Raw genomic sequence first — 21,511 nt, forward strand, 5'->3', positions numbered from 1 at the left:
CGGGTAAAAGGTGTTTTTGCCATGACTTTTCAGGCGGTTGCGCAGTTTACCAATCGTAAATCTCTTTGCATAGGCGAAATAACCTCCAAAGAGGCAGCACTGGCGGACAGCCCAATCGTTGATGGGCGAGGGTTGTACCTGCTGTTAGTCGACAACGAGCGGCCACGGAGCGAGGCAAGTGTACTCGCTAAGCTTGTTTCAGAGGATGCGGCCGGTGAAATTGCTCGGTTTTTTACTGTGACCGGGCGGTTAGAGGCGGCTTAAGCCGCCCGCTGCCAATATCCCTTCCAAGCCCGTGACACGCCGGAAGCCATAACGGCATCGGCTACCATTGCCGCCTGAGTGCCGTTCGGAACGCGGCGGTTATCTTCGCGCCAAGCCATTTCACCGGCATACTGATGCAGGTACGGGCCAGCGATATGGTGGTGCGTCCCGACTTCGGCGCGGCGCAGGCGTGAAAAATAGCTTTCCGCCTGATTGGTGCAGACGCCCTTGTCCATGAACAGCACCGAGTGATTGATGCGGTGGGTATCCCAACCAGCGTGCAGCGCATCCCAACCTGCGCCTTCGTCGGCATGGATCGTCGCCAGCGTGCCGACGCAATCACGAACGAACGGAACCGCATCGCCTTCGTTGCGAACGATGAAGGGAAGTGACCGGCCCTTGCGCTCACGCATGATGACGACGCACTGGCGCTTGCCACTGCTGTTCGCTTTCAGGCGACGGTCTTTGCGATCCTCTTTCCTGTTTTCCGGCTTCACGTATCCGCCGAAATAGCCGCCGTCGATCTCGACAATGCCGTTGAGCTGGCGTCCGGCCTGTTCGCGCGCCATCGCCTCGCGCAGCTTGTGCGAAAGGACGAATGCGGTCTTGTATTGCACGTCCAGGTCGCGGCTGACTTGCAGAGCGGAAACGCCCTTTGCGCCGTTCACGAAAATGACGATAGCCGCCAGCAGATCGGTGAACGACAGCTTGCGTGAGGCGAAGATCGTTCCCGACGTGACCGAAAACTGATGATGGCAGCCAACGCACTTGAAGCGGCGGCGGGTGCTGATCTCATAGGCTTCAACACAGCCGCAGCGGGGGCAAACGGCTTCCCCGTCCGTCTCCGGCCAGCGCATCTGGCGGAACGTCTCGTAGGCCTTGTCTTCGCCCATCGTGAAAACAGCCTTGAGGCTGATTGTGCGGGCTTGGGCCGAAAGGAGGAAATGTTGTGTCATCGTTTGCGCTGCCTATGCATCGCATATAATGACATTGCCGCATCATTGTCAATGGCAAATGTATCTTATATAGTGATGTTAGCACTATGGAGGATGCAATGCCGGATACGGAATGGGAAGCCAAGGTAAAGGGGCTTCTGAAAGCGGAGTTAAAGCGCCGGAATGTGTCCTATGCTCAGCTAGTTGAGAAGCTAGCGGCGATCGGGGTTGTGGACTCTGAGCCGAATATCAGGAACAAGCTCAGCCGGGGAAAATTTACAGCGGTGTTCCTGATTCAGTGTCTTGAGGCGATTGGCGCTGACTCAATCCGGCTGACCTAAGCCTGTGACGGCTGCACTTGCTCCAGCTTACCGGCGATCCTAGCCATGAATTGAGCGACCTCGGCGATGGAATGGCTGCTCATATGTCTAAATTGGAATAGATCTCGCTCAGATAGATCCACGTACTTACCGGCGATTTCGATAATTTCCCAGCATTCCGCAGCCCATTCAGTGAGGTAAAGGCGGAGCGCTTTCTCATCGCTTTCATAGCCATCCCTCATCCATCTTTCGGTATCGCCATTGCCGAACTTGTAATCAGGATGCACGGGCGGCTTGCGGTTATATTCGGACATAATCTTATTTATTCCGGCTGATGCGCGGCGCGCACGATCAGCCAATCCGGAGAGGTCCACCCGAGTTTGTTCGATCAACGGTTTCCGGTCGTGATCCACAAGGGCGGCGTAAACCCAGCAGCAAACAGCTCCGCTTACTAGACCCGCAGAGGACACTGTGAGCCAAAAGATATTCTCAGTCATCCACGCCACCACTTCGGACCAATGGCGTGAGAGCAGCTTGTCGTATCCCTTTTCTATGGAAAGCGTCTCGACGTTTTGCCCCACAAGAACCCAAAGCACTCGCAAAGCCACGGCGATTGCGCTTGCGGACAGCAAGTATAGGAAAATGCCGGGAGGGGATTTCGGCTTGGGTAGTTGCATGCCCCTTCATGCCCCGGCTCCATCTTGTTGTGGAGTCGAAACATGATCGCACCTTAGCCTTGGTGCATTTGCTACATAATGCCGGAGCGCGCAACCGGCACGCGCTTCAAGGCGGTGATCCTGCACGATGCGGAAGATGTGGTCCATTCGGCCGAATTGCGCATCTTCGACCGGCTGGTCGAGCGCTTCGACATGGTGCAGCTTCCGGTCCTCCCGCTTGCCGATCCTCAATCCCGCTGGATCGGGGGACATTACCTGGACGAGTTTGCCGAATCGCACGGCAAGGACCTGGTGGTGCGCGAGGCGCTGGGCGCTTCGGTCCCATCGGCGGGCGTGGGCTGCGCCATCAACCGGAACATGATGGATCGAATCATCGCGATGAACGGCGGCAGGCCGTTCGACGAGGCGAGCATCACCGAAGATTACGAACTGGGCCTGAAAATCGGCGCGCTTGGCGGCAGGGGCATTATCGTCCGGTTGTCGGCGGGCACGGGAAGCGTCGTCGCCACGCGGGAGCATTTTCCGGCGACGCTCGACGCCGCCGTCCGCCAGAAAGCGCGGTGGCTGACCGGAATCGCGCTTCACGGCTGGGATCGCATGGGGTGGCGCGGCGGCGTTGCCGAGCGGTGGATGCGGCTGCGCGACCGGAAAAGCATTATCGCCGCGATCGCGACCCTGCTCGCCTATGCCGGGGCCATCGGCTTCGGCCTTGTGAGCCTCTCCGGCTATGCATGGCCCTGGATCAACACTCCGGTCATCGTCACGCCCGGCGGCTGGCTGGCCTATCTGCTGGTCTTCAACCTGGGGATGCTGTGCTGGCGGCTGGCCATGCGCTGCGCCTTCACCGCCGCCGCTTATGGCGTGCGTGAGGGGCTTCGCGCCGTGCCGCGCGCCTTCCTCGCCAATCTGATCGCCATCCTCGCATGCTTCAGGGCGCTGGGACGGATCGTGGCGACGCTGGGCAAGCCCGCGCAGCAGCCGGTCTGGGACAAGACAGCGCATCGTTTTCCGTCGGTTCTTCCGGGCGAATGATGCGTCTGCCCGCCGCTCTCAAATGGCTGATCATCGGCGCGACCGCCTGGGCGGGCTGGCGTCTGCCGATCGTCGCGGGCGAACTGGCGCGGCTTGGCAGCGATAAAGCCCCATCCGTCCAGATCGCGGCGCAATCGACTGCCGCCATCGCCGCGCCGGTCACGGCCACCAACCATGCGGACAGCCCACATCAGCGGCGGATAGAGCGCCGGGGGAACACGATTCTGCTGGCGCTGCCGCCACCGTTGCCCCCGATCGGAATGGCGACCACGGGCCATGTCCGAGTGACGACCCCGCCTCCCCACCCCACCGAATCGCATGGCGCCAATCTTGCCGCGCAGGGCTATGCCCATCTGCGGATGGGCGACCGCAAGTCGGGGGCAAGACTGCTTGCAGCCGCGGCCGCAATGGCTCCCAATGATCCACGTGCGGGCCAATGGCGGGCGGACCGACGGCTTTTGATGCGCAGGTGGAGCGGCGATGCCTATGTCGTCGCGCGTCAAGGAAGCGCGGTGGCGATTTCGGGAGCGACGCCCACCCTTGGCGGCAGCCAGATGGGCGCACGTCTCGCCTATGCCTTCAATCCCCTGTCCGACCAGCGGATCACCCTTGCCGGACGGGTCTATCAGCCACTCGCGCGCCGCAGCGGCAGGACGGACGCGGCACAGGCGGTCATCGGGCTGGAACTCCAGCCATTGCGCTCAGTGCCGCTCAGCCTGGCTGTGGACCGCTATGTCGCGCTTGGCGGCAAGGCCCGCGACGCCTGGTCGCTCCGGCTTTCGGGCGGGCTGGACGATCTGCCCCTCACGCCTTCGCTGCGCGCCTCCTTCTACGGTCAGGCAGGCGTGATCGGCGTGCATTCCCGCGACGGCTATGCCGATGGATGGGCGAAGCTGCAAACGCCGCTGGCCGAGGCCTCCGGTCTCCGGCTCAGCGGCGGCATCGGGGCATGGGGCGCTGCCCAGCCCGGCGCCGCGCGGGCCGACATCGGCCCATCGGTCGAAATCACCGGGGGTGCTGGAAATGCGCGGATCAGGGGCAGCCTTGATTATCGAATCCGCGCGGCGGGCAAGGCCGCACCCGGTGACGGGCCGGTTTTGACGCTACAGGCGGGATTTTAAACCCACGGACGGGACTCGATCCCTAATTTTTTCACAGCCCCTTCGCATTGGCGCGCGGCTTGGCTAATCCTTCGCCATGGACCTTTACCTTCCGATCGCGGGTCTTTCGGTAAATGCGCTGGTGATCATCCTCCTTGGGGGGCTGGTCGGCCTTCTGTCCGGCATGTTCGGCGTCGGCGGCGGCTTTCTCACCACGCCGCTCCTGATGTTCTACGGCATTCCGCCGGCGATCGCGGTCGCCTCCTCGGCGACGCAGGTGACGGGAGCCAGCGTTTCGGGAGCGATCACCTATTGGGAACGCAAGGGCATCGATTTTCGCATGGGAATCGTGCTCGTCGCGGGCGGCGTGATCGGCTCGCTTGCAGGCTCGTTCCTGTTTCGCGCGCTTCAGAAGATGGGCCAGATCGATATTGCGATCAGCGCGGCCTATGTGCTGCTGCTCGGCTCGGTCGGCGGCATGATGCTGACCGAAACCGTGCGCGCGCTGCGCGCCGCCCGCGCGGGCAAGCGTCCGCCCACCCGGCCAAGGCATAACCGCCTGGTCGCCGCCCTGCCTTTTCGCTGGCGGTTTTACAGGTCCGGCCTTTATATCTCGCCGCTCGCCCCGCTTGCGCTCGGGTTCGTCACCGGCGTGCTGACGGTCATCCTCGGCGTGGGCGGCGGCTTTCTCATCGTGCCGGCCCTCATCTACCTGCTCAGCATGCCCGCCAATGTGGTGGTCGGAACCTCGCTGTTCCAAATCCTGTTCGTGACCGCGGCGACGACCATGGTCCATTCCGTCCAGTCGAAGACCGTGGACATCGTGCTTGCGTCGCTGCTGCTGGTCGGCGGCGTTGTCGGTGCGCAGCTTGGCGCACGAATGGCGCTGAAGCTGAAGCCGGAATATCTCCGTCTCGGCCTTGCGCTGATCGTCCTTGTGGTGGCTATCCGCATGGCGCTGGGCCTTGGCTGGCAACCCGATGAAATCTACACGATCTACGGGTCCGCCGCGTGAGCTTCCGGTTGCTGCTGCTCCCCCTGCTGGCATGCTTTCTCATGGGTGCGACGCCAAAGCTGGTGCCCGACGTCAGCCAGCGCAAGATCGATATCATCTACAGCTTCACCGGGGCCGAGTTGCTGCTGTTCGGCGCGATCCTCTATCCGGGCGGACGGCTGCCGACCGACCGGGCCGATATCATCGTGGTCCTGCGCGGGCCTTCGGAGCCGATCACCATCCGCAAGAAGGAGCGGCTGGCCGGAATTTGGGTTAACCGCCATTCCGCCCGGTTCGAGACCGTGCCGAGCTATTTCGCGGTGGCGGCGTCCGCGCCGCTCAAGGATCTGGTCGATGACTGGACCGCGACGGTCTATGAACTGGGCATGGAGACGCTCCAGCTTTCACCCGCCAGCGGCAACAGTTCCGAGGAGATCGCCGATTTCGAGCAGGGTCTGCTGGACCTGCGCAGGCGCGCCGGGCTGTATGTCGAGAGCGAGCATGGGGTGGAAATCACCGAGGGCGTTCTCTATCGCGCGCGGCTGCCACTGCCCGCGCGGGTCCCGGTCGGCACCTATGTCGCCCAGACGTTCCTGGTGCAGAACGGCAATGTGATTGCCGAGGCGCGGCGCGAGATCACGATCGACAAATCCGGGTTCGAGCGGTTCGTCTATGTGGCCGCCCAGCGCTCCTCCTTCCTCTATGGACTGACGGCGGTCCTGATCGCGGTCGCGCTCGGATGGCTCGCGGGAGTGATCTTCCGCCGCAAATAGGCCTCGCCCTCTGGCGGCATTGCGGATTTGTTAAGCCTCTTTGCCTATTCCTGCGCCAAAGACAAACAAGGACAGGTGCGGCATGGTTGAAAGCTTCAGCCTCAATCCATTTGAAGAGCAGAACGGCGAAGGCGATGCTGAGTCCACCCGCTCCGGGCGCGTAGACTTCAGCGACATCGGTCGCGTGGTCGAGGTTTCCGGCGGATCGTCCAGCATCCGGCTGGACGGACGGGCATTGAAGCAGCTCGACGGCCATCAGGACATCACGGTCGCCATGGCCGGGCAGGTCGGCAGCCAGATCAAGGTGCGCGTCGGGGGCCTGTGGCTGCTCGCCAATGTGCGCGACATGCGGCTTGAAAACCCGGACGGCGACCTCATCGTCGCCAATGTGGATTTCCTGGGCGAGGGCATCGAAGACCCGATCACCGGCAACCTCAAGGGCTTCCGGCGCGGCGTCACGCGCTATCCGGTGCCCGGGACGCGCGTCTTTCCTGTCACGACGACCGATCTCGAACAGATATTCTCGGCCAAGGACCGCCCGCATGTGCGGGTCGGCACCGTCTATCCCTCGGTGAATGTGGCAGCCTCGCTTTTCATCGACGCCATGCTCGGCAAGCATTTCGCCCTGCTCGGGTCGACCGGCACCGGCAAATCGACCGCGACCGCGCTGATCCTTCACCGGATCTGCGAAATGGCGCCCGAAGGCCATGTCGTGATGCTTGACCCGCACGGCGAATATTCCGCCGCCTTCAAGAACGACGGCGAGGTCTTCAACGTCGACAATCTGGCGATGCCCTATTGGCTGATGAACTTCGAGGAACATTGCGAAGTGTTCGTCACAAGCGACGGGGCCGAGCGCCAGATGGACGAGGACATCCTCGCCAAATGCCTGTTGCAGGCGCGCGCCAAGAACCGGGCCGCGCAGGGGCTGACGAAGCTGACCGTCGATTCGCCCGTGCCTTATCTGCTGTCGGACCTGATCAACGCCATTCAGGCACTGATGGGCAAGCTGGACCGGTCTGGCGAGGTCGCGCCCTATATGCGGCTGAAGACCAAGATCGAGGAGATCAAGAGCGATCCGCGCTACAGCTTCATGTTCTCAGGCATGCTGGTCAGCGACACCATGGGCCAGTTCATGTCCCGCATCTTCCGCCTGCCCGGCAACGGCCGCCCTATCTCGATCATAGACCTGTCGGGCGTTCCTTCCGACATCGTGTCGGTGGTGGTGGCGGTGCTGTCGCGCATGGTGTTCGACTTCGCGATCTGGTCGCGCCGCGAACCGAAGCGGCCGATCCTGCTCGTCTGCGAAGAGGCGCACCGCTACGTGCCCTCAGATCGCGACAACAACCGCAGCGCCGTGCGCAAGGTGCTGGAACGCATCGCCAAGGAAGGCCGCAAATATGGCGTGTCGCTGGGGCTGATCACGCAGCGGCCGTCCGATCTCGCCGAGGGCGTGATGTCGCAGTGCGGCACCATCATCGCCATGCGCCTCAACAACGAACGCGACCAGGCATTCGTGCGCAACGCCATGCCGGAAGGCGCGCGGGGCTTTCTCGAATCCATCCCTGCGCTGCGCAACCGCGAATGCGTGATCTGCGGCGAAGGCGTGTCGATCCCGATCCGTGTCCGTCTGGACGATCTGGAGGAATCGCGGCGTCCGGCCTCGGCCGACCCGGTGTTCTCCGAACTCTGGACCCATGTGGGCGACGAGGAAGGCATATTGGATCGCACCATCCAGCGCTGGCGGAGCCAGAGCACCAAATAGCCATTGGTGCGCGTAGTGCGCGTGGGGCGGCTCTAGATTTCCACCTGGCTGCCAAGCTCGACCACACGGTTGGTGGGCAGCTTGAAGAACTCCATCGCGCTTTCCGCGTTGCGCAGCATCCAGGCGAACAGCTTTTCGCGCCATACAGCCATGCCCGGTCGCGAGGAGGGAAGCAGCGTCTGCCGCGCAAGGAAGAAGCTGGTGTCCATCATCTTGAACTTCGCACCGCAGATATCATAGCCGGTGAGCGCCGCCGGCACATCGGGATCCTGCATGAAGCCATAGCGCAGGATCACGCGGTAGAAGCCGCTGCCGAGGTCTTCGGACTGCGCCCGCGCCTGGGCCGGCACGAACGGCACATCCTCGATGTTGACGGTCAGCAGCACCACCCTTTCGTGCAGCACCTTGTTGTGCTTCAGATTGTGGAGCAACGCGTGCGGCACGCCTTCTGCCGTCGATGTCATGAACACGGCCGTCCCCGGCACGCGGGTGGCTGAATTGGCGGCGGATTTCACGAACACCTCGGTCGGCATCGCCGCCTCCCGCATGCGCTCGATCATCAGCTTGCGGCCCTTCGCCCAGGTGGTGAGCATGGTGAAGGCGACAAAGCCGACGAGCAGCGGGAACCAGCCGCCTTCCGGCACCTTGGTGAGGTTCGCACCGAAATAGCTGAAATCGACGATGAAGAAGACGGTGAGCAGCGCTCCCGCAAGCAGCTTGTTCCAGCGCCACAGACCGAACAGCACCACCGCGAGCAGGCAGGTATCGATGAACATCGCGCCGGTCACGGCAATGCCATAGGCCGCCGCGAGGTTGCTGGAGCTGCCGAACATCAGCACCAGCAATATGACCATCACCATCAGCGCCCAGTTGATGACGGGGATGTAGATCTGCCCGGCGGCGCTGGCGCTGGTGTGCGTGATCCTGAGACGCGGCATGAAGCCGAGCTGGATCGCCTGCTGGGTGACGGAAAAAGCGCCCGAGATGACGGCCTGGCTGGCGATCACGGTGGCCATGGTCGCCAATATCACCAGCGGCAGGCGAAACGCATCGCTTGCCAGATAGAAGAAGGGATTCTGGATCACCTCCATCTTTTCCAGCGGCGGCAGCGACATGATCATCGCGCCCTGGCCCAGATAGTTGATCATCAAGGCGGGCAGCACGAAATAGACCCAGGACACGCGGATCGGGCGGCGGCCGAAGTGGCCCATGTCGGCATAGAGCGCTTCCGCCCCCGTCACCGCAAGCACCACCGCGCCCAGCGACAGGAAGGCCGTAAAGCCGTCCGTGATGAAGAACTGGACCGCGTACCAGGGGTTCAGCGCCACCAGCACGTCGGGCCGGGGCAAGATGTTGATGACGCCCAGCACCGTCAGAGTCACGAAATAAACCGCCATGATCGGGCCGAACAGCATCCCGACCTTGGCCGTACCGCGCCGCTGGATCAGGAACAGGCAGACGAGGATGGTGACCGCAATGGGGATGACCAGATCGCCGAAGGCGGGGCTCACGACGCGCAGGCCTTCCACTGCCGAAAGCACCGAGATGGCGGGCGTGATCATGCTGTCGCCGTAGAAAAGGGCAGTTGCGAACACGCCCAGCAGCACGATCGGCATCGACCAGCGCTTTTCGCCCAGCTTGCTGGAGATCAAGGCCAGAAGGGCAAGGCTGCCGCCCTCGCCCTTGTTGTCGGCCCTGGTGATGATGGTGACATATTTGATCGTCACCACCAGCATCATCGACCAGAAGATCAGGCTGAGCACGCCCAGAACGTGAAGATTGTCGACGGCGAGCGGATGATGGCCGACAAATGTCTCGCGGAAGGCGTAGAGCGGGCTGGTTCCGATGTCCCCGAAAACGACGCCGACGGCCGACAGCGCCAGCTTGGCCAGCCCGTCCTTGCCATGGCCGTGAACCTCTATCGCTTCGCTGCTGTCAGCAGCATCGACACCGGAGACATCCGCCTCGGAACCAGCAGTGGTCATGCAACCTCGGTCATCGGCCAGACATCCGGCGGAAAGGCCGCCATCCCCCATATCGTCACACCGAGCGGCGGCGGGTAGCACAGGCGCTTCGCAGCCGCAATGTCTACCCCGCCGTAGGGGTTTCGGGGAGTTTTCGGGACTTTTCGGAGCCTTGGACGTATAAAGGTGGTGACGACATCATGCCGGAGGTCGCGGGTGCGAATAGGTGTCCCGAAAGAGATCAAGAATCACGAATATCGCGTCGGGCTGACTCCTTCCTCGGTCGCCGAACTGATCGCCGCCGGTCATCAGCTGGTGGTCGAAAGCGAAGCCGGGTGCGGCATCGACTTTGACGACGACGAATATCGGGATGCCGGCGCGCGCATCGTGGACAGCGCGGGCGAGGTATTCGCTGCCGCCGACATGATCGTGAAGGTGAAGGAGCCGCAGCCCGGGGAAATCGCGCTGCTGGAGCCGCGCCACACGCTGTTCACCTACCTGCATCTCGCCGCCGACAGGGCACAGGCCGAAGGGTTGGTCCGATCCGGCGCCACCTGCATCGCCTATGAGACCGTGACGGACCCGCGCGGCGGCCTGCCGCTGCTGAAGCCCATGTCCGAGGTGGCCGGGCGCATGTCGATTCAGGTCGGCGCGCATTATCTGGAAAAGGAACAGGGCGGACGCGGCATATTGATCGGCGGCGTGCCCGGCGTCGCGCCTGCCCGCATCGCAATTCTGGGCGGTGGAGTCGCCGGGATGAACGCGGCGCAAATGGCGGTGGGGCTGCGGGCGGATGTAACGGTATACGACATCAGCAATGCCCGGCTGGCCGAGCTGGACACCATGTTCGGCAGCCAGATCAAGACCGCCTATGCGAGCCGCGCCGCCATCGCCGCGGCCGTGTCGCGGGCGCATCTGGTGATCGGCGCGGTTCTGGTGCCGGGCGCGGCCGCCCCCAAACTGGTCACCCGCGACATGCTGAAGACGATGAAGCGCGGATCGGTGGTGGTGGATATAGCGATCGACCAGGGCGGCTGCTTCGAGACGTCACGCGCGACCACACACGACGATCCGGTGTTCACCGAGGAAGGCGTGATCCACTATTGCGTGGCCAATATGCCGGGCGCGGTCGCCCGCACATCCACCTTCGCGCTGAACAATGCGACGCTGCCCTTTGTGATGAAGCTGGCAAAGCTTGGGCCAGAGGCCGCAATGGCGGCCGACCCGCATCTTGCGAGCGGGCTGAACGTCAGCGCGGGAAAGATACGCCACGAGGCAGTGGCCGAAGCGCTTGGAATGCCGTTCGAGCCGGCTTAGCCACCCACGCCCATTTTTTGCATGGTCTCGGCAGCTTCGATCTTGCGGTCGAGGTCTGGGAGCCATGGGGCATCCGGGGGAGATTTCTCCCGCAGTTCACGCCATGTCGCAAGCGCCTCTCCCGGCTGCCCCGATTGCAGCCAGGCCATGCCCAGGAAATAAAGCGGCGCTGGATGATCAGGCGCGATCTCGGCCGCGCGCGCAAAGGCTAGCCGCGCGGCCGGGGAGACGAAGCCGTCACCGTGCACGGCCAGCGCGTTGCCAAGCCCCACCCACAGGTCCGGACTTTCAGGAAAGGCCTTGGTGGCGACCTTCATCGCTTCGACCGCGCGTTCGGTCATTCCCGCCCGCTGGAGCGCATCGGCGAAGTTGAGCCATGCGCCGACGTCGCCCAGATTTTCCAGCAGCGCGCCGCGCTGCTTGGCAAAGCTGGTGTCGCCGCGATAGGCCTCAGCGCGCGGCTCGACCGGGTGCGAGGGAAGGTCCGGCCGGCCCTGTATGACATAACCAGCCAGTCCGGCCGCAAGCCCTGCCGCCACGCCAAGCGCCAGAGGCCCGGAAGGCTTTGCGAAGCGCCACAATATGGCGATGGCCACAAGCAGGACGAGCGCGATCGCGGGCCAGAGGCTCATCGCCGCCCCCGGCGATAGTAACGGACGATCATCACCGCGCCCACGAGCAGGAACAGCAGCGGCGCGCCCCAGAGCAGCCAGGTCGACGGCCCCAGCGGCGGGCGATAGCTGACCCAGTCGCCATAGCGCTCGATCAGCCACCGGCGCACCGCTTCGGGCTCCTCCCCGGCGGCGATGCGTTCGCGCACCAGCGCCCGCATGTCGCCCGCCATCTCGGCGTTAGAATCGGCGATGGTCTGATTCTGGCAGACAAGGCAGCGCAGCGTATGCATCAGCGCCTGCGCCTGTTCCTCCTGCGCCGCATCGGGCAGTGGCCGGTTGGCATAGGCGGCGGGCGGCAGGGATGATTGCGCAAGCACGGGCGACGCGCCCACCAGCAGGACCAGCGCCAGCAGCAGCGCCCTCACCGCGCCTTCTCCAGTTCGGCGATCAGCATCGGCACATGCTCCGGCCTGATCTCGCCGATATGCTGATAGCGGATCACGCCCTTGCCATCGACCACGAAGGTCTCGGGCACCCCGCCCGAGCCGAACGCCATCTGCACCCGGCTCTCGGGGTCAAAGCCGATCCTTGCGAAGGGGTCGCCGTGCCGCTCGAGAAAGCCCGTCACCGCCTCTCCGGTGTCGCGGATCGCAATGGCGTGAATGACCGCGCCCTGACGCTTCATTGCCAGAAGCTGCGGCGCTTCCGCCACGCAGGGAATGCACCAGCTTGCAAAGACATTGACCAGCACGGGACGTCCGGTTTTCAGATCGCCGGCGTCGAGGCCAGGCCTGCCTGCGATTTCTCCGGACAGGTCGAACTGCGGCACAGGTTTTCCGACCATCTTCGATTGAACCACCACCTCGGGCGAGCGCCCCAGGCCGAACAGCACCACGCCGACAAAGACGAGGAACACCAGCAGGGGTATCCACAAGGCGAGGCGCAACCTTGTCATCGCGCATATCTCCGCTCGCGCCGCAGCCGCCCGCCAAGCGCGACAAGGCCGCCGGCGGCGACCATCAGCCCGCCGAGCCAGATCAGCGTGACGAACGGCTTCCACCAGATATGGACCTGCCAGCGGCCCTCGGCGTCCGCCTTGCCGAGCACCGCATAAAGCTGCCCGTTCCACAAGGTGCGGATCGCCGCCTCGGTCGTCTCGGTCATCGGCGATGTGAAGGTGCGGGCCTGCGGGTGCAGCCGGTAAGGCGCGCCATCGCCGCGAACGGCCGTGAAATTGCCCTGTATTGCGGTCCAGTTCGGCCCGGCCACCGGCTCCACCCCGTCAAAGGCGATGTTGAAACCGCCCAGCGTGATGCTGTCGCCGGGTCTGGCCGCGACCAGCGCCTCTTTGGTGAATGCCGCGTTCGACGCCATGCCCAAAATGGCGACCGCGACACCGAGGTGCGACAGGACCATCCCCCAGATGTGAAACGGAGTGCGCTTCAGGCTGCGTCCGAACAGGGGCAGAAAGCTTGCAACGGCGGTGAAGATGCCGACTGCGAACGCAAGCGTGATGAGCACGCCGCGCGCCTGCCAGATTGCGACAATGGCAAGCGTCGCGACGCCCGCCAGCAATGCCGGAACCGCGAGCCGCCGCACGACCCGGCGGGGATCAGCCTTGCGCCACTGAAGCAGCGGCCCCGCCGCCACAAGACCTGCGAGCAGCACGCCCAGCGGTGCGGCCGTGGCGTTGAAATAAGGCGGCCCGACCGATAGCGTAACTCCCGACATCGCCTCCGCCGCCAGCGGATAGAGCGTGCCGACAAAGACCACGCCGAGGATCGCCGACAGGATCAGGTTGTTGATGACCAGCCCGCCCTCGCGGCTGACCGGCGCGAAAGGCGCGCCTTCCCTCACCGTCCCCGCCCTGAAGGCGAACAGCGCCAGCGCAGCGCCGATATAGATGACGAGCAGCGCAAGGATGAAGCTGCCGCGTCTCGGGTCCACCGCAAAGGCATGGACACTGGTCAGGATGCCCGAGCGCACCAGAAAGGTGCCCACCATCGACATGGAAAAGGCGACCACGCCCAGCATAACCGTCCAGGCGCGCAGCGCGTCGCGGGTGGCGAGCACAGTCACCGAATGGAGCAGCGCCGTTGCCGCCAGCCACGGCATCAGCGAGGCGTTTTCCACCGGGTCCCAGAACCAGTAGCCGCCCCAGCCAAGCTCATAATAGGCCCAATAGCTTCCGGCGACGATGCCGACGGTCAATATGCTCCACGCGCCGAGCACCCAGGGCCGCATCGCGCGCGCGAAGGCAGGCCCCACCTCGCGTAGCGCCATCGCGGCGATCGCATAGGAAAAGGCGACCGAAAGCCCGACATAGCCGATGTAGAGCGTCGGTGGATGAAAGGCGAGGCCGGGGTCTTGCAGCAGCGGATTGAGTCCGGCCCCCGTTTCGGCAGGCGGGTCCAGCCGCGTGAACGGATTGGAGGCGAACAGCAGAAAGGCATAAAAGCCAAGGCTGATCGCCGCCTGCGCCGCCAGCGTGGCCGCAACCATGCGCGCGCCCACCCGCCGTTCCAGCGCCGCAATCGCCCCGCCCGCAAGCGCCAGCACCGCCACCCACAGCAGCATCGACCCTTCGTGATTCCCCCAGGTGCCGGAAATCTTGTAGAGGAAGGGCTTGTCCGGGTGGCTGTTCATCGCCACCAGCCGCACCGACAGGTCGGTGACTGCGAAAAGCCGGATCAGGCAGACAAAGGACAAAAGGCCGAGCAGCGCCTGCACCACGCCCGCCGGACGCGCGAACCGCCACAGCCGCTCGTCGTCCCGCCACAGGCCGAGCGAAGGCACCGTGAGTTGCAGCAGCGACACCGCCGCGGCAAGCCACAGCGCGGCAAGGCCAAGCTCCGCGATCATTCCAGCGTCTTTGCCTTGTGCATCGCGCCCGCGACTTCGGGCGGCATGTAGCGCTCGTCATGCTTGGCGAGCAGATTGTCGGCAACGAACACGCCCTGCCGGTCAAAACTGCCCTCGGCGACGACTCCGGAATCTTCCTTGAAGAGGTCGGGCGGAACCCCCTTGAACACGACAGGCACCGTCCGCGCGCCATCGGTCACGACAAAGCTGTAGGTGACTCCGTCCGCTTCCTTGCCGATCGACCCGTGCGCCACCATTCCGCCCAGGCGGATCGCGCGGCCCGGCTCCACGCCCTGGCTCGCGACATCGCTGGGCGAATAGAAATAGGTCGCCTGCTCCTGCAAGGCCGACAGCGCGAGCAGCGCCGCGCCGATAATCGCAGCCACGGCCAGCAGCAGCAGGACGAGGCGCTGGTGCTTGGGCTTCATTTGCGGTCTCTCAGCCGGTCTGACGCGCGCTCTGCCGCGCGCATTGCAAGCCAGCACCAGAGACCCACAGCGCCGGTTCCGCCGATGGTGATCGCATAAGCGGCGATGATGAACGGCCAGTGGTTCATGCCGCCTCGGCAAGTCGGCGCATCCGCGCTTCCACCCGCGTCCGGGCAAGATCGGCGCGCATCCGCATCAGCACGAAGGCTGCGAACAGCAGCGAAAAGCCAAGCGCGGTCAGCGGCAGCGGCCACAGGATCGAAGAATCAATGCTGCTGCCCGATAGCGTGATGCTGCTGCCCTGGTGCAGCGTGTTCCACCAGACCACCGAATAGCGGATGATCGGCAGGTTCACCGCGCCCGCAAGCGCGAGAATGGCCGATGTCTTTGCCGCCCGCTCCCGGTCGTCCCCAGCGCCCGCAAGCGCGATATAGCCCAGATAGAGGAACAGCAGCACCAGCATGGAGGTGAGCCGCCCGTCCCATTCCCACCATGTGCCCCATGTGGGACGCCCCCAGATGGAGCCGGTGACGAGACAGATCGCGGTGTAGAGCGCCCCTATCGGTGCCGCCGCCCGCGCCGCCACATCCGCCAGCGGATGCCGCCAGACCAGATAGACGGCGCTTGCGGCCGCGATAAATCCATATCCCGCCATGCCGAGCCAGGCGGCGGGCACATGCACATAGATGATCCGAACGCTCTCGCCCTGAAGATAATCGGGCGGGGTCAGGAACAGCCCGCCATAAATGCCGATGGCGGCAAGCAGCAGCCCGGCAAGGATGCAGGCGGGGGTCAACGGGCGCGCCAGCTTCAAAAAGCGCGCTGGATTGGCGAAACGGTGCACGGCCGCGCATCTAGCACCGGGCGGCGAGAAGCGCGAGGGGTCTTCGCGCGCTTCGTCGCCCTGAACTCGTTTCAGCATGACGTTCGGCTTTGCAATGTTCTAGAACTACCTCATGACTCACGCCGCCTACCCAGCACTTCGCCTGCGCCGCACACGCGCTTCGGCATGGAGCCGCGATCTTTACCGCGAAACCGTGCTGACCCCGTCAGATCTCATCTGGCCGCTGTTCGTCACTGATGGAATGAGCGCGCGCGAACCCGTTGGCAGCCTGCCGGGGGTGGAGCGGCTCTCCGTCGACCTGCTGGGCGAGGCCGCACGCCGCGCCCGCGACCTCGGCATTCCATGCCTTGCGCTTTTCCCCAATACGCCGCGCGAACTCCGCACCGATGACGGACGCGAAGCGCTGAACCCGGACAATCTCATGTGCAGGGCGATAAAGTCGATTAAGGACGCAGCGCCCGACATCGGCGTGCTCACCGATGTGGCGCTCGATCCCTATACCGCCCACGGCCATGACGGATTGGTGGACGAGCACGGCTATGTGCTGAACGATGCGACGATGGAGGTGCTGGTCGGCCAGGCGCTGGTGCAGGCCGAAGCGGGCGCGGACATCGTCGCTCCGTCGGACATGATGGACGGGCGCGTCGGCCGCATCCGGCAGGCGCTGGAACAGGCTGGCCGCATCAATGTGCAGATCATGGCTTATTCAGCCAAATACGCCTCTGCCTTTTATGGCCCGTTCCGCGACGCGGTCGGCTCCGGCGGGCTTCTGAAAGGCGACAAGAAAACCTATCAGATGGACCCGGCCAACGCCGAGGAAGCGCTGCGCGAAGTTGCGCTCGACCTCGCCGAGGGGGCCGACAGCGTGATGGTGAAGCCGGGGCTGCCCTATCTCGATATCATCCGCCTGGTGAAACAGCGGTTCGAGGTGCCGGTCTTCGCCTATCAGGTGTCGGGCGAATATGCGATGATCGAGGCGGCGGTCGCGGCCGGTGTGCTGGACCGCGACGCCGCCATCCTCGAAACGCTGACCGCCTTCAAGCGCGCGGGCTGTTCAGGCGTGCTCAGCTATCACGCGCCTCGAGCGGCGGAGTTGATGGGCTAGCTCGCCGCAGCCGGGGGAACAGCATCCCCACCCTGCCGCGATAGGACGCGTAATCATCGCCGAGAGCGCCGACCAGATCCCGCTCTTCATAGGGAATGGCGATCAATATGTAGATCGTCATCCCGACCGAAAACAGCAGGTGCCCCAGCGTCATTTCCGGCGTCGCCCAGAAGGCGATGATGAAACCGGCATATAGCGGATGCCGGACCAGCCGGTAGAAGAACGGCTGGCGGAACCTGGGCGGAGACGGTGCTGCGCCCCGCAGGTTCTGATACACCTGTTTCAGCCCGAACAGCTCGAAGTGGTTGATGAGGAAGGTGCTCGAAAGCACGATCAGCCAGCCGAGCGCGAACAGCCCCCAGATGACGCTCACCGCCAGCGGATTTTCGACCGCCCACACCGGCTGCGGGATCGGCCTCCAGAATGCGAACAGAATCAAAAGCGCAATGCTGGCGAACAGCACATAGACGCTTCGTTCCACCGGCTTCGGCACGATAGCAGTCCAGCCGCGCTTGAAGCCCTGTCGCGCCATGATCGTATGCTGAAGGCCAAAGAGGCCGATCAGCCCCAAATCGACGATGAAGGCAGTGATCCTGTCGCCCGCAGGCCCGTGGTCCACCGTTCGAGGAACGCCCGGAAGATCGCCCACAAAGGCGATCAGGTACAGGAATGTCGCGAAAAAGATCAGATACGCCAAGCCACCGAAAACCACGAATAGCACGCGTGCCATATCGCAATCCTCCGTCAGCCTTTGCTGCGAGGAGCGGCTTAGCACGGATGCCTCATTTTGGCCAATAACGCCCGTGTCCGCCGGGGAAAGACGGCAGCCGATGTCCCGATCAATTGCGACTCGGCCCCCTTTGCCTTAACGCGGGCGCATGACAGACCGTATTCGCATCGCCGTACTTGGCGCTTCGGGCTATACCGGGGCCGATCTCGTTCGCCTGGCGCTTACCCATCCCCGCGTCGAGATCGCAGCGCTTGCCGCGAACGCGAAGGCGGGCCAGTCCATGCAGGCGATCTGGCCGCATTTCGCGCCCTATAAGCTGCCGACTCTGGTGAAGCCGGAAGAGATCGACTTTTCCACCATCGACGTGGTGTTCGGTTGCCTGCCGCATGCCGCCTCCGCCGAATTGCTGTCGAAGGTGGAAGGCCCGAGGATCGTCGATCTTTCGGCCGATTTCCGGCTGACCGACCCCGCCGTCTATGCGGAATGGTATGGCAATGCCCATCCCGCGCCCGCGCTGCTGACCGAAGCGGTCTATGGCCTTACCGAATATGCGCGCGGCCTGCTGCCCACCGCCCGGATCGCCGCCTGCCCCGGCTGCTATCCCACAGCCGCGCTGCTGGCGCTGCTGCCGCTGGTGGAAGGACATGCGGTGGACGCGTCCACCATCTCCGTCTTCGCCATGTCGGGGGTGTCGGGTGCGGGGCGCAGCCTGAAAGAGGCCAATCTCTTCCCGGAGGTTGCCGAGGCCGTCCATCCATATGGTATCGGCAAGCACCGCCACATGCCGGAAATCGAGCAGGAAATCACGCGATATGCCGGTCATCCGGTGCGGGTCGGCTTCACGCCGCACCTCGTGCCGATGAACCGGGGAGAACTGGTGACGGCCACGGTCGATCTGGCGGAAGGCGCGAGCCTGGCGACGCTGCGCGAGCTGCTGGCCCAGCGCTATGACGAGGAACCCTTCGTCCATCTGCTGCCGGAAGGCGTTGCGCCTGCAACGCGGATGGTGCGCGGCTCCAACCATGCCGTCGTCAACGTCTTTGCCGACCGCAACCCCAGGCGGGCGCTGGTGATCGCTGCAATCGACAATCTGGTGAAGGGTTCATCGGGTCAGGCCGTCCAGAACATGAACCTCATGATGGGGCTTGGCGAAACGCTGGGGCTGGAAGCCGCGCCCCTGTTCCCGTGAGGCCTAGGTTCACATGATCGAGACGGCACGCCTCCTGCTTCGCCCCTGGCGTGACGTGGACCGCGAGCCGATGCACCGGATGGGCCGCGATCCCAAGGTGATGGAATTTCTCGGGCCGCTGCAAAGTCGCGCGCAGAGCGACATGTTCATCGACCGTATGATCGCACTTCAGGAGCAGAACGGCCATTGTTTCTGGGCGCTGGAACGCCAGCAGGACAGCGCGTTGCTTGGCCTGTGCGGCCTGAAGCACGGTCCGCCCGACACGCCCATCGCGACTTGCGTCGAGATCGGCTGGCGGCTTCGTTCCGATGCATGGGGCGCGGGCTATGCGCGCGAAGCCGCCGAGGCGAGCATCGCATGGGGCTGGGCCAATCTTGCCTGCGACGCGATCCATGCGATCACCACCGTCGCCAATGTCCGATCCCGTGGGTTGATGGAAAGGCTTGGCATGAAGCGGCTGCCCGACATGGATTTCGATCACCCCGCCGTGCCTGCGGACAGTCCGCTCAGGCCCCATGTCACCTATGTTCTGGAGTATCCGGCATGACCGATGTCACTATCCTGCCCTTTGGCGGAGTAACGCCTTCGATCGCGGGCAGCGCGTTCATCGCGCCCGGCTGCCGCATCATCGGCGACGTCAGGATCGGCGAGGAAACCAGCATCTGGTATAATTGCGTCGTGCGCGGGGACGTGAACTTCATCACGATCGGGGACCGCACCAACATTCAGGACGGCAGCGTCATCCATGTCACGACCAGGCTGCACGGCACCGAGATCGGCGACGATGTGCTGATCGGGCATCTGGCGATGATCCACGGGTGCAAGCTTCACAACCATGCGTTTGTAGGGCTGGGCGCAATCGTGATGGACGGCTGCGAGATCGAGCCGGACGGCATGCTGGCCGCAGGCGGACTGCTGAGCCCCGGAAAACGCATTCCGTCGGGTCAGCTTTGGGCGGGCAGGCCCGCGAAATATGTGCGGGACCTCACCGTCGAGCAGATCGTCAACCAGCGCATGGGCGCGAAGCATTATGTCGATAATGCCCGCGCCCACATGGCTGCATTGAACGCCAAGAAACCGACGCCCGCCTAGAGGCTATACGTCAGCGGGCCTCTTCCATGGCGTCCGACCGTGCCTCGCCGGATTCGCGCACTGCATCCGCGCGATTTTCAAGCGCGTCGGCCTGATTTTCAAGGGCGTCCTCCCCCATTTCATTGGCGGCCATGTCCGCTTGATCATCGACCATATCGGCCTGGTTTTCGATGGCGTCGGCCTGCACGTCCGCCTGCTCCTCGACATTTTCGGCCGGGGTGTCTGCTCCTCCACATGCGGTGAGAGCCGCAAAGCCCGCGATAGCGATGAACTTGGCCATATAATTCATTTCTTCACCCTCGATTGCTGCCCGCCAGTTTGCGGGCAATCGGGGCAGGAAACGCACGCCTTAGCGGTCGGTTCCCTTGGCCTTGCCCCATTGCCGCGCCGCGGTATAGCCCAGATACCCTGTTCCGAAGAGCGCATAGAGCGGTTCGGGAAGGCCGTTCAGATAGGCGGTCATGCCCCTGCCGATGGCCTCCGCCGTCTCCGGCTGCGCCGCTGCGATCAGCCCCATCGGGATGGCCCACAGCAGCAGCGCGTACATGACGTAGAGAAAGCTGGGACGCGCCCGGCTTGTCCACGCATCGGACGACTGCGCCTCCGCAACTATCGCAGAAAGCTGCGTTTTCAGCGCCTCCATTTCCTGGCTGCCTTCCAGCCTTATCAGTTCCAGCTTGGCCCTGTCTCGCGCCTCTGGATCGGGAATGACCCGGTCGATCAGCTTGCCGAGCGGGCCGATGACGCCTTCGATTATGCCCATTCCGCAGCCCTCCTCAGATCCGCTTGTCCAGCCAGCCATAGGCGAAGGCTTCATTGGTGGGCCTCGCCTCGCTGAGTTCGATGTAGCGCGCGCCCTGAAGCGCATTCATCGCGCGCACCAGCACGCACGCGCCCGCCTGTCCCCGCACCCGCAGCAGCGCCCGCAATGCGCCGAGCGTCGCCGGACCGATGCTGCGGTCCACCGCAAGATCGGCCCAGTCGCGCCCGTTGCGGTTGAGCGCATTGAGCGCACGTTGCAGAAAGCCCACGGCAACGGCCGGGCTCATGTTGACGCCGGTGTCGAAAAGCTCCTCGGCCACCGCCGCCGCGATTTCCGCCACCTGATGGAAGCCGGGCGTCTCCCAGTAGCGCCGCCGGTAGATCGACCGCGCGAGACTTTGCGGCAGATCGGCCATGTCGCCCATGAAGCCTTCGCCGCGCGCGACGGCGCTGGTGATTCCCCAGTTCGTCGGACCTCCGCGATCGGCGGGATGATCGACAAAGCCACCTTCCTTCGCCAGCAGCCGGTCCAGGAGCGCATCCACATTCATAACCGCCTCCATTCATATGACGGAAGCGAAATAACCAATAAGGTTATATGTAGGACAGCAGGATTTTTTGCGGATGACAATTGGCGTTGGGGGAGAAAATGGTCGGGGCGACAGGATTCGAACCTGCGACCCCCAGACCCCCAGTCTGATGCGCTACCAGGCTGCGCTACGCCCCGACCTAGGCGGGCGGACA

At 64.0% G+C, this 21,511-nt stretch carries 26 protein-coding genes and 1 tRNA gene; 12 read left to right on the plus strand and 15 right to left on the minus strand.

The genetic code is table 11. The features are described 5' to 3' along the window. The first annotated feature begins 21 nt into the window (after positions 1-21). The gene (locus tag BSL82_RS20420; RefSeq protein WP_158010731.1) at positions 22-264 is read left to right on the plus strand and encodes a hypothetical protein; all 243 of its coding nucleotides are present in this window, start codon (positions 22-24) and stop codon (positions 262-264) included. Here the strand turns inward: BSL82_RS20420 and BSL82_RS06665 are convergent. Beyond that, on the minus strand, positions 261-1,220 hold the full coding sequence (locus BSL82_RS06665) for an IS1595 family transposase (protein WP_072596584.1): 960 nt from the start codon (positions 1,218-1,220) through the stop codon (positions 261-263). The two genes, BSL82_RS20420 and BSL82_RS06665, sit on opposite strands and share 4 nt — an antisense overlap. An 86-nt stretch (positions 1,221-1,306) precedes the next feature. Between BSL82_RS06665 and BSL82_RS06670 the strand changes: the two genes are divergently transcribed. Continuing rightward, complete coding sequence (locus tag BSL82_RS06670; RefSeq protein WP_226998654.1) at positions 1,307-1,540, plus strand: DUF6471 domain-containing protein; 234 nt, start codon at positions 1,307-1,309, stop codon at positions 1,538-1,540. On the opposite strand, the gene BSL82_RS06675 is transcribed toward BSL82_RS06670, so the two are convergent. Beyond that, positions 1,537-2,196 (minus strand): hypothetical protein, encoded by a 660-nt coding sequence (locus BSL82_RS06675; RefSeq protein ID WP_072596585.1) that lies wholly within the window; start codon positions 2,194-2,196, stop codon positions 1,537-1,539. The two genes, BSL82_RS06670 and BSL82_RS06675, sit on opposite strands and share 4 nt — an antisense overlap. Positions 2,197-2,274: 78 nt before the next feature. On the opposite strand from BSL82_RS06675, the gene BSL82_RS06680 reads away from it, so the two are divergent. The 5 genes from BSL82_RS06680 (at position 2,275) to BSL82_RS06700 (ending at position 7,860) form a co-directional block, all read left to right on the plus strand. Beyond that, on the plus strand, positions 2,275-3,228 hold the full coding sequence (locus BSL82_RS06680) for a glycosyltransferase family 2 protein (protein WP_072596586.1): 954 nt from the start codon (positions 2,275-2,277) through the stop codon (positions 3,226-3,228). Then, a complete protein-coding gene (locus BSL82_RS06685) occupies positions 3,225-4,349 on the plus strand; it encodes a hypothetical protein (protein ID WP_158010732.1) in 1,125 nt (374 codons plus the stop codon). Before BSL82_RS06680 ends, BSL82_RS06685 begins: the two co-directional genes overlap by 4 nt. A gap of 76 nt (positions 4,350-4,425) precedes the next feature. Next, complete coding sequence (locus BSL82_RS06690) at positions 4,426-5,343, plus strand: sulfite exporter TauE/SafE family protein (protein ID WP_072596588.1); 918 nt, start codon at positions 4,426-4,428, stop codon at positions 5,341-5,343. A gap of 41 nt (positions 5,344-5,384) precedes the next feature. Then, on the plus strand, positions 5,385-6,095 hold the full coding sequence (locus BSL82_RS06695; protein ID WP_072598642.1) for a TIGR02186 family protein: 711 nt from the start codon (positions 5,385-5,387) through the stop codon (positions 6,093-6,095). 82 nt (positions 6,096-6,177) lie between these two features. Further along, complete coding sequence (locus BSL82_RS06700) at positions 6,178-7,860, plus strand: ATP-binding protein (RefSeq protein WP_083579080.1); 1,683 nt, start codon at positions 6,178-6,180, stop codon at positions 7,858-7,860. A 32-nt stretch (positions 7,861-7,892) separates the two neighbouring features. On the opposite strand, the gene BSL82_RS06705 is transcribed toward BSL82_RS06700, so the two are convergent. After that, the gene (locus tag BSL82_RS06705) at positions 7,893-9,845 is read right to left on the minus strand and encodes a potassium transporter Kup (RefSeq protein ID WP_083579081.1); all 1,953 of its coding nucleotides are present in this window, start codon (positions 9,843-9,845) and stop codon (positions 7,893-7,895) included. A gap of 195 nt (positions 9,846-10,040) precedes the next feature. Here BSL82_RS06705 and ald point away from each other — a divergent pair, with 195 nt between their 5' ends. Next, positions 10,041-11,141, plus strand: a complete 1,101-nt coding sequence (gene ald, locus BSL82_RS06710; RefSeq protein ID WP_072596589.1) for an alanine dehydrogenase — start codon at positions 10,041-10,043, stop codon at positions 11,139-11,141. On the opposite strand, the gene BSL82_RS06715 is transcribed toward ald, so the two are convergent. Genes BSL82_RS06715 through BSL82_RS06740 form a run of 7 tightly spaced genes read right to left on the minus strand, consistent with a single transcriptional unit; the run spans position 11,138 to position 15,889 of the window. Further along, positions 11,138-11,773 (minus strand): tetratricopeptide repeat protein, encoded by a 636-nt coding sequence (locus BSL82_RS06715; protein WP_072596590.1) that lies wholly within the window; start codon positions 11,771-11,773, stop codon positions 11,138-11,140. The two genes, ald and BSL82_RS06715, sit on opposite strands and share 4 nt — an antisense overlap. Beyond that, positions 11,770-12,180, minus strand: a complete 411-nt coding sequence (locus BSL82_RS06720; RefSeq protein WP_083579082.1) for a cytochrome c-type biogenesis protein — start codon at positions 12,178-12,180, stop codon at positions 11,770-11,772. The genes BSL82_RS06715 and BSL82_RS06720 overlap by 4 nt, the downstream gene beginning before the upstream one ends. Then, complete coding sequence (locus BSL82_RS06725) at positions 12,177-12,710, minus strand: DsbE family thiol:disulfide interchange protein (protein ID WP_072596591.1); 534 nt, start codon at positions 12,708-12,710, stop codon at positions 12,177-12,179. The genes BSL82_RS06720 and BSL82_RS06725 overlap by 4 nt, the downstream gene beginning before the upstream one ends. Next, on the minus strand, positions 12,707-14,617 hold the full coding sequence (locus BSL82_RS06730; RefSeq protein ID WP_072596592.1) for a heme lyase CcmF/NrfE family subunit: 1,911 nt from the start codon (positions 14,615-14,617) through the stop codon (positions 12,707-12,709). The genes BSL82_RS06725 and BSL82_RS06730 overlap by 4 nt, the downstream gene beginning before the upstream one ends. Beyond that, positions 14,614-15,045, minus strand: coding sequence for a cytochrome c maturation protein CcmE (gene ccmE / locus BSL82_RS06735; RefSeq protein ID WP_072596593.1), 432 nt, complete (start codon positions 15,043-15,045; stop codon positions 14,614-14,616). The genes BSL82_RS06730 and ccmE overlap by 4 nt, the downstream gene beginning before the upstream one ends. Continuing rightward, positions 15,042-15,173, minus strand: coding sequence for a heme exporter protein CcmD (locus BSL82_RS20425; RefSeq protein ID WP_158010733.1), 132 nt, complete (start codon positions 15,171-15,173; stop codon positions 15,042-15,044). The genes ccmE and BSL82_RS20425 overlap by 4 nt, the downstream gene beginning before the upstream one ends. Beyond that, on the minus strand, positions 15,170-15,889 hold the full coding sequence (locus BSL82_RS06740; RefSeq protein ID WP_072598646.1) for a heme ABC transporter permease: 720 nt from the start codon (positions 15,887-15,889) through the stop codon (positions 15,170-15,172). The genes BSL82_RS20425 and BSL82_RS06740 overlap by 4 nt, the downstream gene beginning before the upstream one ends. Before the next feature lie 112 nt (positions 15,890-16,001). Between BSL82_RS06740 and hemB the strand changes: the two genes are divergently transcribed. Then, a complete protein-coding gene (hemB, locus tag BSL82_RS06745) occupies positions 16,002-16,994 on the plus strand; it encodes a porphobilinogen synthase (protein ID WP_072596594.1) in 993 nt (330 codons plus the stop codon). On the opposite strand, the gene mddA is transcribed toward hemB, so the two are convergent. Further along, positions 16,954-17,724: a methanethiol S-methyltransferase gene (mddA, locus tag BSL82_RS06750; protein ID WP_072596595.1), complete on the minus strand. Its 771-nt coding sequence runs from the start codon at positions 17,722-17,724 to the stop codon at positions 16,954-16,956. The genes hemB and mddA overlap by 41 nt on opposite strands. 148 nt (positions 17,725-17,872) lie before the next feature. Here mddA and argC point away from each other — a divergent pair, with 148 nt between their 5' ends. The 3 genes from argC to BSL82_RS06765 are packed head-to-tail and all read left to right on the plus strand — an operon-like array spanning position 17,873 to position 20,005. Continuing rightward, positions 17,873-18,913, plus strand: a complete 1,041-nt coding sequence (argC, locus tag BSL82_RS06755; protein ID WP_072596596.1) for an N-acetyl-gamma-glutamyl-phosphate reductase — start codon at positions 17,873-17,875, stop codon at positions 18,911-18,913. A 13-nt stretch (positions 18,914-18,926) separates the two neighbouring features. Next, positions 18,927-19,460 (plus strand): GNAT family N-acetyltransferase, encoded by a 534-nt coding sequence (locus BSL82_RS06760; RefSeq protein WP_072596597.1) that lies wholly within the window; start codon positions 18,927-18,929, stop codon positions 19,458-19,460. Beyond that, complete coding sequence (locus BSL82_RS06765; RefSeq protein WP_072596598.1) at positions 19,457-20,005, plus strand: gamma carbonic anhydrase family protein; 549 nt, start codon at positions 19,457-19,459, stop codon at positions 20,003-20,005. The genes BSL82_RS06760 and BSL82_RS06765 overlap by 4 nt, the downstream gene beginning before the upstream one ends. 10 nt (positions 20,006-20,015) lie before the next feature. Here BSL82_RS06765 and BSL82_RS06770 read toward each other — a convergent pair whose 3' ends face one another. From BSL82_RS06770 to BSL82_RS06785, 4 genes are all read right to left on the minus strand, one after another. After that, complete coding sequence (locus tag BSL82_RS06770; RefSeq protein ID WP_083579083.1) at positions 20,016-20,294, minus strand: hypothetical protein; 279 nt, start codon at positions 20,292-20,294, stop codon at positions 20,016-20,018. 60 nt (positions 20,295-20,354) lie between these two features. After that, positions 20,355-20,768: a holin family protein gene (locus BSL82_RS06775; RefSeq protein WP_072596599.1), complete on the minus strand. Its 414-nt coding sequence runs from the start codon at positions 20,766-20,768 to the stop codon at positions 20,355-20,357. Positions 20,769-20,781: 13 nt separating this feature from the next. After that, complete coding sequence (locus BSL82_RS06780; RefSeq protein ID WP_072596600.1) at positions 20,782-21,318, minus strand: glycoside hydrolase family 108 protein; 537 nt, start codon at positions 21,316-21,318, stop codon at positions 20,782-20,784. Positions 21,319-21,417: 99 nt separating this feature from the next. Next, positions 21,418-21,494, minus strand: a tRNA-Pro gene (locus tag BSL82_RS06785). Between the last annotated feature and the right edge of the window lie 17 nt (positions 21,495-21,511).

The sequence above is a fragment of the Tardibacter chloracetimidivorans genome (genome assembly GCF_001890385.1).
GTDB classification, from domain to species: Bacteria; Pseudomonadota; Alphaproteobacteria; order Sphingomonadales; family Sphingomonadaceae; genus Tardibacter; species Tardibacter chloracetimidivorans.

What these genes read in the sequence shown, in the direction of transcription:
- BSL82_RS06725 (WP_072596591.1), bottom strand. Translation starts at nt 12,710, where the DNA reads ATGACAAGGTTGCGCCTCGCCTTGTGGATACCCCTGCTGGTGTTCCTC.
- BSL82_RS06690 (WP_072596588.1), top strand. Translation starts at nt 4,426, where the DNA reads ATGGACCTTTACCTTCCGATCGCGGGTCTTTCGGTAAATGCGCTGGTG.
- BSL82_RS06770 (WP_083579083.1), bottom strand. Translation starts at nt 20,294, where the DNA reads ATGAATTATATGGCCAAGTTCATCGCTATCGCGGGCTTTGCGGCTCTC.
- BSL82_RS06780 (WP_072596600.1), bottom strand. Translation starts at nt 21,318, where the DNA reads ATGAATGTGGATGCGCTCCTGGACCGGCTGCTGGCGAAGGAAGGTGGC.
- BSL82_RS06775 (WP_072596599.1), bottom strand. Translation starts at nt 20,768, where the DNA reads ATGGGCATAATCGAAGGCGTCATCGGCCCGCTCGGCAAGCTGATCGAC.
- ccmE (WP_072596593.1), bottom strand. Translation starts at nt 15,045, where the DNA reads ATGAAGCCCAAGCACCAGCGCCTCGTCCTGCTGCTGCTGGCCGTGGCT.
- BSL82_RS06715 (WP_072596590.1), bottom strand. Translation starts at nt 11,773, where the DNA reads ATGAGCCTCTGGCCCGCGATCGCGCTCGTCCTGCTTGTGGCCATCGCC.
- mddA (WP_072596595.1), bottom strand. Translation starts at nt 17,724, where the DNA reads ATGGCACGCGTGCTATTCGTGGTTTTCGGTGGCTTGGCGTATCTGATC.
- BSL82_RS06730 (WP_072596592.1), bottom strand. Translation starts at nt 14,617, where the DNA reads ATGATCGCGGAGCTTGGCCTTGCCGCGCTGTGGCTTGCCGCGGCGGTG.
- BSL82_RS06705 (WP_083579081.1), bottom strand. Translation starts at nt 9,845, where the DNA reads ATGACCACTGCTGGTTCCGAGGCGGATGTCTCCGGTGTCGATGCTGCT.
- BSL82_RS20425 (WP_158010733.1), bottom strand. Translation starts at nt 15,173, where the DNA reads ATGAACCACTGGCCGTTCATCATCGCCGCTTATGCGATCACCATCGGC.
- BSL82_RS06675 (WP_072596585.1), bottom strand. Translation starts at nt 2,196, where the DNA reads ATGCAACTACCCAAGCCGAAATCCCCTCCCGGCATTTTCCTATACTTG.
- BSL82_RS20420 (WP_158010731.1), top strand. Translation starts at nt 22, where the DNA reads ATGACTTTTCAGGCGGTTGCGCAGTTTACCAATCGTAAATCTCTTTGC.
- BSL82_RS06765 (WP_072596598.1), top strand. Translation starts at nt 19,457, where the DNA reads ATGACCGATGTCACTATCCTGCCCTTTGGCGGAGTAACGCCTTCGATC.
- BSL82_RS06700 (WP_083579080.1), top strand. Translation starts at nt 6,178, where the DNA reads ATGGTTGAAAGCTTCAGCCTCAATCCATTTGAAGAGCAGAACGGCGAA.
- hemB (WP_072596594.1), top strand. Translation starts at nt 16,002, where the DNA reads ATGACTCACGCCGCCTACCCAGCACTTCGCCTGCGCCGCACACGCGCT.
- BSL82_RS06665 (WP_072596584.1), bottom strand. Translation starts at nt 1,220, where the DNA reads ATGACACAACATTTCCTCCTTTCGGCCCAAGCCCGCACAATCAGCCTC.
- BSL82_RS06680 (WP_072596586.1), top strand. Translation starts at nt 2,275, where the DNA reads ATGCCGGAGCGCGCAACCGGCACGCGCTTCAAGGCGGTGATCCTGCAC.
- BSL82_RS06760 (WP_072596597.1), top strand. Translation starts at nt 18,927, where the DNA reads ATGATCGAGACGGCACGCCTCCTGCTTCGCCCCTGGCGTGACGTGGAC.
- BSL82_RS06695 (WP_072598642.1), top strand. Translation starts at nt 5,385, where the DNA reads ATGGGTGCGACGCCAAAGCTGGTGCCCGACGTCAGCCAGCGCAAGATC.
- BSL82_RS06685 (WP_158010732.1), top strand. Translation starts at nt 3,225, where the DNA reads ATGATGCGTCTGCCCGCCGCTCTCAAATGGCTGATCATCGGCGCGACC.
- BSL82_RS06670 (WP_226998654.1), top strand. Translation starts at nt 1,307, where the DNA reads ATGGAGGATGCAATGCCGGATACGGAATGGGAAGCCAAGGTAAAGGGG.
- argC (WP_072596596.1), top strand. Translation starts at nt 17,873, where the DNA reads ATGACAGACCGTATTCGCATCGCCGTACTTGGCGCTTCGGGCTATACC.